Annotated in this window: 16 protein-coding genes; 6 read left to right on the top strand and 10 right to left on the bottom strand. The window is 44.2% G+C overall.

Annotation, left to right across the window (positions count from 1 at the left end; genetic code table 11):
• Nucleotides 1-88: 88 nt before the first annotated feature.
• Together CCS02_RS11050 and CCS02_RS11045 are read right to left on the bottom strand one after the other, a co-directional pair.
• Nucleotides 89-1,177, bottom strand: a complete 1,089-nt coding sequence (locus CCS02_RS11050) for an OmpA family protein (RefSeq protein WP_100186155.1) — start codon at nt 1,175-1,177, stop codon at nt 89-91.
• Between the two features lie 310 nt (nt 1,178-1,487).
• On the bottom strand, nt 1,488-2,384 hold the full coding sequence (locus tag CCS02_RS11045; protein WP_100186154.1) for an NAD(P)/FAD-dependent oxidoreductase: 897 nt from the start codon (nt 2,382-2,384) through the stop codon (nt 1,488-1,490).
• Nucleotides 2,385-2,531: 147 nt separating this feature from the next.
• Between CCS02_RS11045 and CCS02_RS11040 the strand changes: the two genes are divergently transcribed.
• From CCS02_RS11040 to CCS02_RS11025, 4 genes are all read left to right on the top strand, one after another.
• Nucleotides 2,532-2,978 carry an Rrf2 family transcriptional regulator gene (locus CCS02_RS11040; RefSeq protein ID WP_072838446.1) on the top strand — a complete coding sequence of 149 codons (447 nt, stop codon included), beginning with the start codon at nt 2,532-2,534 and terminating at the stop codon, nt 2,976-2,978.
• Between the two features lie 4 nt (nt 2,979-2,982).
• Entirely contained in the window at nt 2,983-3,675 is a 693-nt protein-coding gene (locus tag CCS02_RS11035; RefSeq protein WP_100636587.1) for a helix-turn-helix transcriptional regulator, read from the top strand.
• Between the two features lie 137 nt (nt 3,676-3,812).
• Entirely contained in the window at nt 3,813-4,202 is a 390-nt protein-coding gene (locus CCS02_RS11030; RefSeq protein ID WP_100186151.1) for a VOC family protein, read from the top strand.
• Nucleotides 4,203-4,429: 227 nt separating this feature from the next.
• Nucleotides 4,430-5,221 (top strand): DODA-type extradiol aromatic ring-opening family dioxygenase, encoded by a 792-nt coding sequence (locus tag CCS02_RS11025; RefSeq protein WP_198432031.1) that lies wholly within the window; start codon nt 4,430-4,432, stop codon nt 5,219-5,221.
• On the opposite strand, the gene CCS02_RS11020 is transcribed toward CCS02_RS11025, so the two are convergent.
• Together CCS02_RS11020 and CCS02_RS11015 are read right to left on the bottom strand one after the other, a co-directional pair.
• Nucleotides 5,218-5,547 (bottom strand): tetratricopeptide repeat protein, encoded by a 330-nt coding sequence (locus CCS02_RS11020; RefSeq protein ID WP_100636586.1) that lies wholly within the window; start codon nt 5,545-5,547, stop codon nt 5,218-5,220. The two genes, CCS02_RS11025 and CCS02_RS11020, sit on opposite strands and share 4 nt — an antisense overlap.
• A 120-nt stretch (nt 5,548-5,667) precedes the next feature.
• Nucleotides 5,668-6,552: a phytanoyl-CoA dioxygenase family protein gene (locus CCS02_RS11015; RefSeq protein WP_100636585.1), complete on the bottom strand. Its 885-nt coding sequence runs from the start codon at nt 6,550-6,552 to the stop codon at nt 5,668-5,670.
• A gap of 670 nt (nt 6,553-7,222) precedes the next feature.
• On the opposite strand from CCS02_RS11015, the gene CCS02_RS11010 reads away from it, so the two are divergent.
• Nucleotides 7,223-7,405, top strand: coding sequence for a hypothetical protein (locus CCS02_RS11010; RefSeq protein WP_100186147.1), 183 nt, complete (start codon nt 7,223-7,225; stop codon nt 7,403-7,405).
• 192 nt (nt 7,406-7,597) lie between these two features.
• Nucleotides 7,598-8,971 carry a Fic family protein gene (locus CCS02_RS11005; protein ID WP_100636584.1) on the top strand — a complete coding sequence of 458 codons (1,374 nt, stop codon included), beginning with the start codon at nt 7,598-7,600 and terminating at the stop codon, nt 8,969-8,971.
• A 33-nt stretch (nt 8,972-9,004) separates the two neighbouring features.
• Here CCS02_RS11005 and CCS02_RS11000 read toward each other — a convergent pair whose 3' ends face one another.
• The 6 genes from CCS02_RS11000 to CCS02_RS10975 all read right to left on the bottom strand — a co-directional run bounded on the left by CCS02_RS11000 (nt 9,005) and on the right by CCS02_RS10975 (nt 15,131).
• Nucleotides 9,005-10,729, bottom strand: a complete 1,725-nt coding sequence (locus CCS02_RS11000; RefSeq protein WP_100636583.1) for an ABC transporter substrate-binding protein — start codon at nt 10,727-10,729, stop codon at nt 9,005-9,007.
• Nucleotides 10,730-10,833: 104 nt separating this feature from the next.
• A complete protein-coding gene (locus tag CCS02_RS10995) occupies nt 10,834-11,106 on the bottom strand; it encodes a DUF2160 domain-containing protein (protein WP_100636582.1) in 273 nt (90 codons plus the stop codon).
• 11 nt (nt 11,107-11,117) lie between these two features.
• Entirely contained in the window at nt 11,118-12,014 is an 897-nt protein-coding gene (locus tag CCS02_RS10990) for a carbohydrate ABC transporter permease (protein WP_232617066.1), read from the bottom strand.
• A gap of 9 nt (nt 12,015-12,023) precedes the next feature.
• Nucleotides 12,024-12,893 (bottom strand): carbohydrate ABC transporter permease, encoded by an 870-nt coding sequence (locus CCS02_RS10985; protein WP_072838433.1) that lies wholly within the window; start codon nt 12,891-12,893, stop codon nt 12,024-12,026.
• On the bottom strand, nt 12,883-14,040 hold the full coding sequence (locus CCS02_RS10980) for an ABC transporter ATP-binding protein (RefSeq protein ID WP_100636581.1): 1,158 nt from the start codon (nt 14,038-14,040) through the stop codon (nt 12,883-12,885). Before CCS02_RS10980 ends, CCS02_RS10985 begins: the two co-directional genes overlap by 11 nt.
• Nucleotides 14,041-14,042: 2 nt before the next feature.
• The gene (locus tag CCS02_RS10975; protein ID WP_100186143.1) at nt 14,043-15,131 is read right to left on the bottom strand and encodes an ABC transporter ATP-binding protein; all 1,089 of its coding nucleotides are present in this window, start codon (nt 15,129-15,131) and stop codon (nt 14,043-14,045) included.
• Between the last annotated feature and the right edge of the window lie 254 nt (nt 15,132-15,385).

The following is a 15,385-nucleotide window of genomic DNA, read 5'->3' as shown; positions in this document are numbered from 1 at the left end:
CATAAAATATCGAGCGTTTTTTTTAAGCATTAGGCTATTTAAGCGAATAAAAACTCATCACAAATAAGAGCCTAGACGAGAGTCTTTTCTATACTTCGCTGGTTGAGATAATCGCGACAACTCGGCGATTGGCTTCACGATGTGCTTCGGTATCATTTTCAACGAAAGGTCTTTCTTCACCGTAACCAATAGCCTCAACGCGTGTTGCTGAGATCTCAAAGGTGTTCGTTAGCACCTCTGCGATGGCTTTAGCGCGTTTTTCAGACAGTTTTTGGTTGTAGCTTGCGGCACCAGAGTTATCTGTATGGCCTTCAATCATCACAGTGCTTCCTGGGTTTTCTTTAAGGAAGATGGCGATTTTTTCTATTTCTGGATAAAACTTCTGCTCAACGTTGGTTTTGTTAAGGCCAAATTGAATATTAATTTTTCCTGGTGGTTCAGCAACTATCTCAGGCTGTTGGGTCGTTTCTTCCGTCATAGGTGATGCTGCAATAGGTTCCTCTTGAACTTGTTCAGCTGGTTCTGAGTTAATGACTTCCGGTTGCTCGGCTTGTTGTGGCTGTGCAGCTGGTTCCGGCTCTGCTTGAGTATAAGACTGTTCGTAAGCTTCGACAGAATCATTTGTGGATGGTGTTGAATTGTTAGAAGAGCCACCAAAGGTCATTTGTACGCCCAGAGAGGTAACATTATCGAGATGATGATCTTCGATGTCATCGACCAGACGGAAGTCCGCACGTAATGAAACAGTATCATTGATAGCGTATTTCAAACCGCCACCGGCATTTACTTGTGTGTTGTTATTACTGCCGTTACTGAAATCAGCCGTACCAACACCTGCAGCTAAATAAGGTGTTAGGTTAAGCGAGTTGATACTAGGCAAATGATATAAGCCATCCAAGCGGTATTGATCTACATCGACGTCACCACCTCCACTAGATTGTTTAGAGTCTGCATTTAGGTAAACAAACTCTACAGCCCATGGATTGTTGAATTGGTAACCTAGACCTAAAGAGTAAGCTGTATCATCCTTGGTATCTCTATCGCTGTCCATGTTGTAATAGCCGATGCTTGGGGTGACGGTGAACCCTTCCTGTTGTTGTGCAAGCGCTAATGTTGATACTGAAGACGCTGCAATAATACTGCTGAGAAGCGTGCGTTTTGCTATGTTAAAAGACATGTTTTATCTCCTGATAAATATCTATGTTGGTTGTTCTTTTCATTAGCATAACGCGTTTTTTCATGCTTAAAAAATGACATGAAAAATACCTATGGTTCTTATGTCATCTGATATTGCCCAATCATGACGTGGTGTTTACTTAATAAGCGCTATCAACACGGATAGAGTAGAAAGTAGGCGCTTAAAAGCGCAGAAAAGGAGATATTCATTACACGAGATTTTCACTCTAGTATCTAATAAAAGAAGATAGGAATAGAAGAATTAAGCCAAGGTGGATATTTATAATCCACCTCTAAGATAAACCAAAGGTTTAATCGTGCATTAATGATTGATGAGCTCCGACTCCAGCCATTACGCCAGAAGCCGATGCTAAGGTAGCATTTTGCATTGGGTTGGATACATCACCAGCAGCAAAAACGCCCTCCACAGAAGTCTGCTTAAATGGATCAGTTTTAATCACTAGACCTAGCGGACCTTCTTCAAATTCGCATCCAAGTTGTTCTGCAAACGGGCTTGCCATGTGAGTTTTTGGCCCTACAAATAGAGCCGCTAAACGAATCGTACGACCATCTGCAAGATAGACCGATGACATTTCCGGCGCTCGTCCTAGTACTTCTAATACTGGAGTGCTTTCAATAGTAACACCACGTTTTAGTAAAAAAGCGCGCTGCTCTTCATCCGGTTCGTATAGACCTTGAGTAAAGTAGGTTGTCGGCCCCCAATCCGGAATCATTCCAGCCTGATGGGTAGATAGCGGACTGGTTGCTATAACTCCAAGTGGCTGGTTACGTACTTCATAGCCATGACAATAAGGGCAGTGAATCACCGTCGCCCCCCAGCGTTCTTTTAAACCTGGTATAGCCGGCAATTCATCTCTTAATCCTGTGGCTAATATGAGTTTTTTACTGTGAAGGCTTGTATTGTCTTCAAGCGTTACATGAAATGCTGAAGGTTTTTTTTCGACCGCCACGGCTTTGCCTTTGACGATGTCCACTGTGGGATATTTTAGTAGCTGACGATAGGCTTCTTGTTGAATGGCGAAAGGTGATACGCCGTCTAGTCCGAAAAATCCATGAGATTCATCAGAGAAACGATTTCTCGGTTCTCCAGCATCAATTACAGTAACTTTTCTTTGTCCTCTTGCTAGCTGCATGGCGGCAGACAATCCAGCAAAGCTTCCACCAATTACGATAACGTCAAGTTGCATTGAGTTGTTCCTCATTCCTGTTAAACATAGAGATATTAAATAACATCATAAGTTACATGAAATTCTAAAGTCAACTCACGATACTTTTAATGTTTCATGAAAATCTGAGTTAGAATATACATATTGTTATTCGCCATGAGACCCCTGATGAGAAAAGACAGCCGTTTATCCCGCATGTTGCACGTACTGATTCACATGAATCAGCTGGATGCGCCTGCCACTTCTGAAAAAATTGCCAGTATGCTCAATACCAACCCTGTTGTAGTGCGTCGCACCATGGCTGGCTTGCGAGACAAAGGTTACGTCACCTCGGTTAAAGGTCATGGCGGAGGTTGGTCATTGGCCATGGCTTTGTCTGATATCACTTTGTTAGATATCCATAATGCTCTGGGTGAAAGCTCAGTGTTTACCATTGGACTCTCTGATGAACATACGTCATGCCCGATTGAAATCGCCGTTAACCAAGCTATTAGTGATGTATTGATTGAAGCCGAAGCATTACTGCTAGAACGCTTTCGAGAAGTAACATTAGATGTGTTAGCAGCTGGCTTTGCGGATTATCCGCTTAATCAACAAGCTTCTAGCGGAGAGTAACAACGTGGTTCGTTCCCAGCGTTTGCTTACTTTAATTGGTTTACTGCGTAGCCATCGATATCCGGTGTCTGGGAAAACGTTGGCTGAAAAACTCAATGTGAGCTTACGTACCTTGTATCGAGACATTGCGACGCTGCAAGAGCAGGGCGCGAATATCGAAGGCGAAGCGGGTGTGGGATACGTACTCAAACCAGGTTTTCTTCTGCCGCCGTTAATGTTTACTGAGGAAGAAATAGAAGCCTTGGTGTTAGGAGCCCGTTGGGTCGCGCAACGTACCGATAGCCAATTAAGCAATGGTGCGCAAAACGCCTTGAATAAAATTGCTTCGGTACTGCCCGCAGAATTAAAAGACATCCTTGATGATACGACTTTGCTGATTGGCCCGAGCAAAGAGTCGACCACAGATACGGTGAATATGGCCGAAGTCCGCCAAGCCATTCGAGACGAGAAAATCCTCTCTATTGATTATCGAGATTTGAAAGGCAAACACACTCAGCGCCGTATCTGGCCATTTGCTTTGGGCTATTTTGACGAGGTTCGTGTGTTGGTTGCTTGGTGTGAACTGCGCCAAGAAATTCGTAACTTTCGTACTGACCTAATTCTGTCGAGTGAGTTAATCGACACTCGCTACACTACACCTCGTCATTTATTGCTCAAGCAATGGCGCGCAACCTTTCATGAGTCCAAGCCTTTTTAATAAAACACCCTGTGTTTTGCATCACTGCTGACAAGATCTGACACTCTGTCTGTTTATTCTCATTTTATCGGGCGAAAGCCTGATTTGAAGTACTAAACTTTTAACGTGAAATATAAACAGCGAATAGGAATATCAGTATGGATCTCTCAAATTTCACCATCTTATATGTAGATAATGTTCAGCGCAGTGTAGATTTTTATCGTCCTTTGTTTGGCCGGGAGCCTGTCGAGTCGACCGAAGGTTTTGCTTTGTTTGTCTCGGAAACGGGAACAAAATTTGGCTTATGGGCGCGAGAAAGCGTATTGCCAAAAGCCAACGATGTACCAGCAGGTAGCATGGAAGTAGCACTAGCTCTTGATAATCTGATTACTCTACAAATCCATTACACCAAATGGCGAGAGCTGGGCGTCGATATTATTCAAGAACCAACCGAAATGGACTTTGGCACGACGTTCACCGCGCTCGATCCTGATGGCCATCGTCTGCGTGTCTATACCTATGAAAAAGGCAAGCATGAGAAAGCCTAATGGCTAAGAAGATACCTTTATCGATCAAATGATGAAGGTTTTCTTTTTTTAATCGAAAAGAAACTCAAGCAGTCTTTTTTATTAGATTGTTGATTAAAATGAAATGATGGGTTAACTGGATGTATATTGATCAAGTTGAGTCGCAAGCCTAGACTGATTACATCAAATAAAGCCAATTCAGCTTTTAGCGAGTTGGCTAATTATTCCAGTTTTAGAGGTGAATGATTATGTTACCCACTTATTTTATTTCTCATGGCGGCGGCCCTTGGCCTTACATGACAGACATGCGCGCCATGTTTTCTAATCTTGAAGCGTCTTTGGTTCGAATGACGGAAGAATTGCCTGAAAAACCAAAAGCCATTTTGATGATTTCTGGCCATTGGGAGCGCAAAACTTTTGGTGTTCAGTCTAGTCCAGCTCCGGGAATGGAATACGATTATTACGGTTTCCCAGCTCATACCTATGAAGTGAAATACCAGGCTCCGGGCGCGCCAGACGTCGCAGCTCGTGTCGCTGAACTCATAAAAGGTGCAGGGTTTCCTGTGGATTTGGATGATAAAAAAGGTTTCGACCACGGCGCATTTGCTCCCATGGCAGTGATGTATCCAGAGGCTGATATGCCACTGGTTCAATTGTCACTTAAATCGAACCTAAACCCTGAAGAACATATGGCGCTAGGTCGTGCATTGGCACCATTACGTGAAGAAGGCGTGCTAATTGTTGGCAGTGGTTTGAGCTTTCATAACCTAGGATTAAGAGGCCCGCAAGCTAAAGTGCCATCTAGTGCGTTCGATGCTTGGTTGCAAGAAACCTTATTAGAGTCTGAGCCGACAGAGCGCAGCGCAAGCTTAGTCGAATGGGACAAAGCACCGTATGCGCGTCTTTGTCATCCAAGAGAAGACCACCTAATTCCCTTGATGGTTGCTCTTGGAGCGGCTGAAAATAGCAAAGCAACCTGTGTGTATCACGATGAAGGGATCTTTGGCGGCTGGACTGCTTCAAGCTTTCGCTTTGATTAAGCGTTCTTAGGTTTCTTTGTAGTATATTTTTTGGTGGCTCTGGATCGAAAGCCTGATCTAGCGCCAACCTGTTTGATACGACCTTTCATTTCCAGCATGGCGATTTTTATCTTTTTATTCGAAGCCGATAGTTTCTTTAGCTGTTCTATTTCTTTTAACGCTTCGGCAAACTGCTTTTGTTTAAGCAAGATCTCAACAATTTCCTGCATGCGGCTGATGACTTCCGTGTGATCCGTTGTGAAATTAGACAAGCTGATTTCAAGTGCCTTTCGACATTGTTCTAACGCTTCATCTGGTTGATCTGTCTGTTCGTCGTTGCGTGTCATTGTTGTCATGAAAGCCTTGGGAGGAATGGAGTGAATGCCGCATTTTACTGGGAAATCATCGAGTTTGCCTGCTTATTCATTGTCTGAATAAAAAGACGAATAAGGGTATTGGCCGATTGGTTATATTTGGCGCCTGAAATCGAGTCGTAATACTTGTCGAGGCAGGCCTGAAACATTGGCTGAAAAAGTGTGAAGGCAGCGCGGATCAAACACAATGATGTCGCCAGCGACGCCGGTTAAGGTGACAGCCTTCTGTTCGATGCCATGCAGCGAACTGCCTTCTTCAATGAATCGTTGGATTCGTTGATCAGCGGAGCCTTCTTGAACCAGCTCTTGGAACCAAGGGTCTTCTTGAATAAGGGAGTCTAAGACCTGATCCATAGGCAGTAGCGTTACGTCTTTAGGGTTATCAAACAGTCCGCTATTCACCGATTCAAAGGCGTTTATTAATGCCTCGTTACCGGATGTCCCAAATATTTTGGCAAGACGCTCTGCTCGTCGATGCGACCCAGAAATGACGGTTGTTGCTCCCATGTCTGCACTCACATCATCGAGAAATACAAACACAAATAAACTCCAAGGCTCGGCGTCTCCTACCACACAGGGTTCATCGCTGTGCCAAGATTTATGAGGCACATTCCAAACCGACTCTGAACCTGGAAAGCTTAATAAAGAATACCAAAGATCCAACGGGCGCCAAGTGTGAGTGCCGAATACCTGATCTAAAGACGATTGGATCGCACTTTCTATCTCGTCTAATTTCCCCGAGGCTTTGAGCTCTCGCATTATCGACCCCATGCCGTTTAGGCGTTTTGCACGAGAGTCTCCTATAGGATTGCTTGGGTTGGCAAACCATGTACTGGGTTCGTCGATATCAATGCTAAATTTGTGTTTTACTTCTTGCCAAAGATGGCTTTGTACTTCGACAATTTTTTCCATATCGATGACATTGGAAAGCTTAAGAACACCCTTGTTTCGGAAGTCTTCACGTTTAGATAATGTCATCGAATTGGTTTCCCGTTCAGCGTTAGTGTCTTAGTGATTTTAGTCTTAGGTCCATAATACCATTGGGCTCTCTTGAGAGAAGTCCTGTAATCTAAAAACACTTGTCTCAAAATGACGTTTTTTGAGACAGTCATGATTACTTCACCACCTAAAGACTTAATAGATAAGCCTCATCTTTTGTTTGCTTCTCATTTGGCTGCCAGTATTAGTCAGCACTTTTTTTTAAATTATTAACTGCCAGATAGCTTGATGAGATTTGTAAAGCTATACGCTGAGCCAAAGACACTTTGTTAAGCTCGCTTGATTCTAAATATTGAGGAGAAAAGAATGAGAGCCGCTTTTTTTATGATGGCTATCAGTTCATTGTCGTTAACTGGTTGCGAGATAAACTGAGTAGGCGGAAAGTTTGCTGGTGTTGATATTGAAGCCAAAAGTGAAGGTTCGCATCAAGATGGCGGTAAAAACGGAGTATTTTGTCCGCCTGGTCAAGCTAAAAAAGGCGGCTGCTAATATTTGGATAGTTTTTTCTTTAAGAGCGAGAATGATTATTAACCGTAATATTTTCTGAAAATACTTCAATTTTTTACATAACTTTTCTCATTTATGACAGAGTAAATTGGAAAAGTTGTCTATGGTTAGAAGTCACCATGCATCTACGGAGAGAACCCGCATGAACAGAAAAGATGACCGTATACAACATTTGGTTAGTTTGCTCGAAAACTTAGAAAAAGTATCGCTTCAGGATATTGCCCAAATTCCCCCTTCACAGCAGCATATATTGGCCGAAAAAATCGAAAGCTTGCAGGATGAGCTAAAGGCTTTAATGATGGACGATGAACCAATGACGCATTGATTCTATTGTTTAGTTACGTCATCTCAAATATTAACAATGCAATTTGACTCTCTCTATTGCCCAAGCAAAAAAAGACCGGCCTAAGCCGGTCAAACGCTATTAGATTTTTTCATCTCAATTTTCTATTTTTTTGAGACAATTTTAGTTTGTTTTGCTATTCTCATCTCAATATTTTCTATTTTTGAGATAGTTATGATTGTTTTTCCACCTAAAAAGCTCATAGGAAACCCTACTCTTAAAGCCTTTGAGTGTGGAGGTGAGTTAGCGGCTAAATACTTTGAGTTTTATCGTCCCGTTGATACAAAAGGACGATATTTTCATTTTGATGAGCTAAAGCATCGATTGCCCAAGAAATTGGATGCATTGTTAGTTTGGTCATTTATAAAAGAAGCCAGAAATAACCAAAGACAAACGGTCTTTTTTAATGGAAGTGTTGTTTATCCTAGTCTATATCTCACTCCAACCATCCACAAAGCCATCAGCGAGACCGATAGAAATACCACCACAGCTGCGCTGGAGTGGATGTGTAATAAGATCGGTGAGCAGAAACATTTAGACTATTTGTTAAACGATTTAGTGGAAGACGAAGCCATCAGCAGCAGTCAGCTGGAAGGAGCGGCTACCACAACTAAAGTCGCAAAAGATATGCTGAGAAGGGCCAGAACCCCTAGAAGCATTGATGAAAAAATGATCCTTGGTAATTTCAATATGATGAAGTTTGCGTGGGGAAATAGACATAAAGATTTGTCCATCGAGCTCATCGAAGAGCTGCATCAAATCGGTGTTGAAGGCATTGATGATGGCAAATATAAGCCAGGTGTTATTAGAACCACAGATGATGTTGTGGTTGAAAATAACGATGGTGAGGTTGTGCATACACCGCCGAAAGCTGATGATCTTGAAACACGGCTAAATATGTTAGTAGAGTGGGTTAATGAATCCCATCATGATGCTGAAGGTTCTGATTATATACATCCTTTGGTGAAGGCTATTACGCTGCATTTTCGGATTGGCTACGAACATCCTTTTCACGATGGCAACGGACGTGTCGCTAGAGCACTATTTTATTGGTACATGTTTAAAAATGAGTTCGCGGCTTTTCGTTATATTGCGATTAGTCTTTTGTTGAAAGAGGCGCCAGTACAATACGGAAAGAGTTATCTCTACACCGAAACAGATGAGATGGATTTGACCTATTTTGTCGATTACCAATGTCGCATCATCATTAGGGCGATAAATAAGTTTAAAGAATCTTATACAGAGTCAGTGCAGGAATTAGAAGCGTTTAATAGATGGTTGTTGGACTCAGGTCTTTATCGCAAACTTACAGATAAACAGCAAACCGTTTTGCAAGTGGCGAAAAATGGCTTAGCAAAGATATTCACTATCAATAATGTGAAAGACAACCTTGGCTGTTCGTACAATACCGCGGCGACTGTGTTGAATGGTTTAGTTGAACTTAAGTTATTTGAAAAAGTTAAAGATGGGCGCGAGTGGGTCTATAAAATGATAAATCAAAAAGATCTGGTTAGCTCTTGGCAGCCAAGCAAAAAAAGACCGGCCTAAGCCGGTCAAACGTTCAGAGAGTGTAGAGTGATATTATTCCCAAGAACGAAGAAGATCGTCATAGGAAACCGTAACACCCTGTGGTTTTTCGTTCGCCAATTTTGGTTTTGGAGAACCTGGTTGAGCCAACCAGTAAGCTTCGTCACGCGGCGTATTCATTTTTGGTCCGCATAGAGGTTGTACGTTAGCACGCTCTAAACGTTCCATGACTTTGTCCTGTGCTTCTGCTAGGCCGTTAAGGGCTTCTTGTGGTGTTGCTTCACCGCTTGCCGCTTGAGAAATGTACTGCCACCAAAGCTGAGCTAGCTTAGGATAATCAGGTACGTTAATCCCAGTTGGAGACCATTGTTTACGCGCTGGTCCTTTGTAGAATTCAACCAAACCGCCCAGTTTAGGTGCCGCAGCTGCCATTTCTGGAGAGTTAATGTCTGATTCACGAATAGGTGTTAGACCTACTAGTGTTTTCTTCAAAGAAACGGTTTTTGCTGTGGTGAACTGAGCGTACAACCAAGCCGCTAGACGACGGTCTTCTGGTGTTGAATTCATGAAAGTCCAAGCCCCAACGTCTTGATAACCTTTCTTCATACCTTCTTCCCAGTATGGCCCAACTGGAGAAGGCGCCATGCGCCATTTTGGCGTGCCGTCTTCATTCACAACAGGAAGACCTTTGCTCGTCATGTCAGCAGTAAACGCGGTGTACCAGAAAATTTGCTGGGCCACGCCACCTTGTGCTGGCACTGGGCCAGATTCAGAGAAGGTCATGCCTTGCGCTTCTGGTGGCGCGTACTTACGCAACCATTCTACGTATTTAGTTGTTGCATAAACTGCCGCAGGGCCGTTGGTTGCACCACCACGAGAGACGCTTGAACCAACAGGTGAACACGCATCTTTAATACGAATACCCCATTCATCTACAGGCAAGCCGTTTGGAAGGCCTTTATCACCAGCACCCGCCATAGAGAACCAAGCATCGGTGAAACGCCAGCCTAGAGATGGGTCTTTTTTACCGTAATCCATGTGACCGTATATACGTTCACCATCGATGGTTTTTACTTTATCGGTGAAGAACTCAGCGATGTCTTCGTAAGCAGACCAGTTAACTGGCACGCCTAGCTCATAGCCATAGATAGATTTGAATTTGGCTTTTAGATCAGGACGAGCAAACCAGTCAGCACGGAACCAATAAAGGTTGGCAAACTGCTGCGTTGGCAACTGATAAAGTTTGCCATCTGGACCTGTGGTGAAATCCAAACCGATGAAATCGGCAAGATCCAAGGTTGGCGAAGTATAGGCTTTACCGTCGCCTTGCATCATGTCAGAGATTGGTACCACTTTGCCGTAGCGGAAATGGGTACCGATCAAGTCGGAATCGTTGACGTAAGCATCGTAGATGTTACGGCCAGACTGCATTTGCGTTTGCAGTTTTTCGACCACATCGCCTTCTTGGATCAAGTCATGGTTGACCTTGATACCAGTGATTTCAGTGAAGGCTTTAGCCAACACTTGAGACTCGTATTTGTGAGTCGTTAAGGTTTCAGATGCTACATTGATTTCCATACCGCGGAATTTTTTAGCGGCTTCGGTGAACCAGTGCATTTCATCAAGCTGTTGTTGCTTGGTTAGTGTAGAAACGGTGAATTCGGTATCTACCCACTTTTCTGCAGCGTCTGAGTATGCGTCAGCCCATAACGTGGCTGAATGCATCATGACAGCAAAGGGTAAGGCGGCGAGTGCAATTTTTTTCTTATTGTAGTGCATGTTTTACCTCAACTAAGTTTGGTTTTGCTTTTTTGGTTTTTATGTTTAGCTTCCGTGCCTGTCGTACTAGAGAGTCCATCAGTTCGTACTGAGAGAAACGCTGACTAGCCCCAACGCATCAGGATGATCATCCAAAATGCGCATAGGACGGTTGCCACCGCAATGTTCACATCCGTTAACGCAACGAATGTAAGGTGGATAAAAGCACTGCTAAGCAGGCCAATGAATAAGCGATCACCACGCGTGGTTGCCAGTGGCAAAAAGCCACGACGTTCCACGCAAGGCGAGACCAGTTGCCATGTGGTCATGCCGACCAATATCACAGCGATGCCGATAAAAAATAGGGCGGTAGGTAATGTCCAAGACATCCAAGCCATAATAATTCTCCTTACACTCGACCAAGGGCAAAGCCCTTCGCCACATGGTTACGAACGAAGTAAATGACCAACATACCCGGCAGGATAGTGAGCACACCTGCGGCTGCGAGTAGTCCCCAGTCCATCCCCGACGCCGAGACGGTTCGAGTCATAATGGCCGCGATAGGTTTTGCATCAACAGACGTTAACGTCCGTGCTAATAGCAACTCTACCCAAGAGAACATGAAGCAAAAGAAGGCTGTCACACCGATACCAGAGCGGATCAAGGGAATGAAGATACGCACGAAGAATTTCGGGAACGAATAGCCATCTATATAAGCCGTTTCGTCAATTTCACGAGGTACACCACTCATAAAACCTTCCAGTATCCACACGGCTAAAGGCACTGTGAAAATACAATGGGCTAGCGCTACGGCAATATGGGTATCGAATAAACCAACAGAAGAATACAGCTGAAAGAACGGCAGTAAGAATACGGCTGGTGGCGCCATACGGTTAGAGAGCAACCAAAAGAACATGTGCTTATCACCAATGAACTTATAGCGGCTAAACGCATAAGCAGCAGGCAAAGCAACCACTAAGCTGATGACCATGTTCATGGACACGTAAAATATCGAGTTTACGTAACCCATGTACCACGTTGGGTCGCCAAATATCTTGGCGTAGTTTGCTAAAGTGAAATCTTCAGGGAAGAAAGACAATCCGCTCAGAATTTCAGTATTGGTTTTAAATGACATGTTGATTAGCCAATAGATTGGCAGTAGTAACAGCACCAGATACAGCACCAAACCGAAGCGTCCACGTAGGTGGGCATTACGCGTCTTACGCTCAGCTTTGCTGTAAACCGGGGCTTGTTCTTTTTTACCTGTATTGCGTGTGCGTGTCATAGATGTATTTGATTGCGTCATGATCCGCTCCTACTTGTCTTTTTGCATGTTCATGATGGTGGTGTAGAACACCCAACACACGAGCAAGATGATTAAGAAGTACACCAGCGAGAACGCTGCAGCAGGACCAAGGTCAAACTGACCGATGGCTTGCTGTACCAAGGCTTGGCTCAAGAAGGTTGTGGAACTACCTGGACCGCCACCGGTGAGTACAAAAGGTTCGGTGTAAATCATGAAAGAATCCATAAAGCGCAATAACACACCAATAATCAGTACGTTAGTGAGTTTAGGCAGCTGGATGTATCGGAATACCGCCCAGCGTGACGCTTGGTCGATACGTGCTGCTTGATAATACACTTCAGGAATCGCCCGTAGACCGGAGTAGCACAACAAGGCAACCAAGGGAGTCCAATGCCAAACATCCATCAAGACAACCGTTAACCAAGCGTCGGTAGGATCAGAGGCATAGTTATAATCGACACCGATACTGCTCATAAAGGCACCGAATAAACCGATGTCGGCACGGCCAAAGATTTGCCAAATGGTACCCACTACGTTCCATGGAATCAGCAAAGGAATAGCAACCAGAATCAAGGCCAAAGACGCGCCTCGGCCTTTGGTCGGCATCATCAAGGCAACACAAATCCCCAGTGGTACTTCAATGATGATAATCGTGAAAGAATAGATAAATTGACGCAACAAGGCTTCTTGCAAGCGGCTGTCTAGCATCACTTGCTTGAACCATTCTGTGCCGACAAAGTAGCGTGTATAAGGATCAAAAATATCCTGTACCGAATAGTTCACTACCGTCATTAAAGGAATGATGGCAGAGAAGGCAACGATGAGGAAAACAGGCATAACAAGGAACCACGCCTTGTTATTTTCGACTTTAGTTTGCATGGTCGGTCTCCTTATTCTTATCTACTGTGTCCGTTTGATCGTTCACGTCAACGAGATACTCGTCCACATAGACCTTGGTCCACTGTTCCGGAAAGCTCACATAAATTTGCCCAGATGGGACTTTTTGATCTTCACTTAGACGGGCTTTCATTATTTGTCCATGGAATAAGAAAGACAGAATCTTGTAAGTACCAAGGTCTTCTACGTAATCCACTTCGACAGAAAAAGCGTCGTTGTTTTTGCCATCCCAAACATGAACAAACTCTGGGCGAATGCCTAAAGTAACCTTGCTCGCTCCCATGGCTTTTAATCGCGCTAACATGGCATCGCTGGTGGCGATTTCATGGTCACCAAACATCAGCGCTTCTTTTTGATCGTCTTTGGTCTTCAGTTCCGCTTCAAAGAAATTCATGCCCGGACTACCGATAAAGTAGCCAACAAAAGTGTGAGCGGGTTTTTCGAATAATTCTCGTGGTGTACCGAATTGGACGATTTTTCCGTTGTACATCACGGCGATTTTATCGGCAAAAGTAGAGGCTTCGAGCTGGTCATGCGTCACATACACCATGGTGATATTGAATTGCTCATGGATTTGCTTGAGCTTACGGCGCAGCTTCCATTTCAACTGAGGATCGATAACGGTGAGTGGTTCATCAAATAAAATCGCCGACACATCGTCGCGAACTAAGCCGCGGCCCATGGAGACTTTTTGTTTTTGATCCGCCGACAAACCTTTGGCTTTGCGTTTTAGCTGGTCAGACAATTCAAGAATCTCGGCGACTTCGTATACTTTCGACTTCACCTTGTATTCCGGTACGCCAATATTGCGCAATGGAAAGGCCAAGTTATCAAACACCGTCATAGTGTCGTACACCACTGGGAACTGGAAAACCTGAGCGATATTGCGTTCTTCTGGTTTTAATTCGTTCACGCGTTTGCCGTCGAATAAGACTTCCCCATGGGAAGGCTCCAGCAAACCAGAAATAATATTAAGCAGTGTGGATTTACCACAACCAGATGGACCAAGCAGGGCAAAAGCGCCGCCTTGTTCCCAAACATGAGACATTTCGCGGATGGCGTAGTCTTCTGGCTTGGTTGGGTTGTCTGTATAGGTATGCGCTAAGGCATTTAATGTAATAGAAGCCATGATTATTGATCCCTCATTCGTGCAGGGGAATGCACCATCTTGCCTTGAGCGTCAAAGGCGTAAAGTTTGTGCGTTGGGAAGTAGACTTTAATTTCTTGGTCCACTTGGTAGGCATGAACTCCAGATAAATGCAGGACCAAATCAAAATGCGGATTGTGAACATGCAAGAAGGTTTCTGAGCCACTGATTTCCGCCAAATCCACTCGCACTGGCAGCTCTAAATCATCGTCAGAATGCGGCACTAAACCAATGTGAGAGGCACGCACACCGAACTGATATTCACCAGGAGTAAGGCGACGCAAATCGCTGTTTAAACGAAAATGTACGGTGTCGTCGAAAGTGACTTCTTCTTCGCTGACACGACCGGGAACCACGTTGATTGGCGGTTCAGAGAACATCTCTGCGGTGATAATGTCTTTTGGCTGATGGTAAACCTCGGCGGTTGGTCCCATTTGCAGCAAACGACCTTCGTTCAATACCGCCGTGTTACCGCCCAAAGCCAAGGCTTCGTTCGGTTCTGTTGTTGCGTAAATAGCGATGCAATTACGTGCTTTGAACAAGGCGCGCAATTCTTGGCGCAGCTCTTCACGTAACTTGTAATCGAGGTTAACCAATGGTTCATCGAACAGGATGATTTGTGAGTCTTTAACCAGGGCTCTTGCCATCGCAGTACGTTGTTGCTGACCACCAGAAAGTTGTAGCGGAAGACGATCAAGATAAGGATCGATGCGCAACATTTCAGCGGTTTCACGTACACGGCGGTCGACTTCTTTTTCATCCATCTTTGCTAAGCGAAGCGGCGATGCGATGTTTTCGTAAACCGTGAGGTTGGGGTAATTGATGAACTGTTGGTACACCATGGAAATGTTGCGTTCGCGAACAGGAACACCTGTTACGTCCACACCATTCATGAGGATTTTCCCTTTAGTTGGTCGATCAAGACCGGCCATGAGGCGCATAAGCGTGGTTTTACCGGACAGTGTGCGCCCAAGCAAAACGTTGAAAGAGCCGGGTTCGAGAGACAAATTTACATCGTCGATCCACGTCTCGCCTTCAACAACGCGCGATATATTCTGCAGCGTCAGAGACATTGTAAGTACCTTTTTTGTTGTTATTGTTTTCTAGTGCAAACGCTTCTTGGTCTTCTGCAAGGCTCAAAAATGAATGCACAGTAATCTTGTCTGTATACGGTAAGTACTTACAAAAGCCGTGCCAAAAAAATTTTTATACTCTCGGTCAGATTTAACTTATTGAAAAACATGATTTTTATATGACTTTTTGGTTGCTTTAGGTGATTTTCGCTTTCGAAAAAGGACTGTTCACGAGTGTTCAAAGTGTTTACAGT

Source organism: Marinomonas sp. ef1, assembly GCF_002806845.1.
GTDB lineage: Bacteria > Pseudomonadota > Gammaproteobacteria > Pseudomonadales > Marinomonadaceae > Marinomonas > Marinomonas polaris.
The sequence above is the reverse complement of the archived record's forward strand: the minus strand, read 5'-3'. Positions and strand labels throughout refer to the sequence as shown.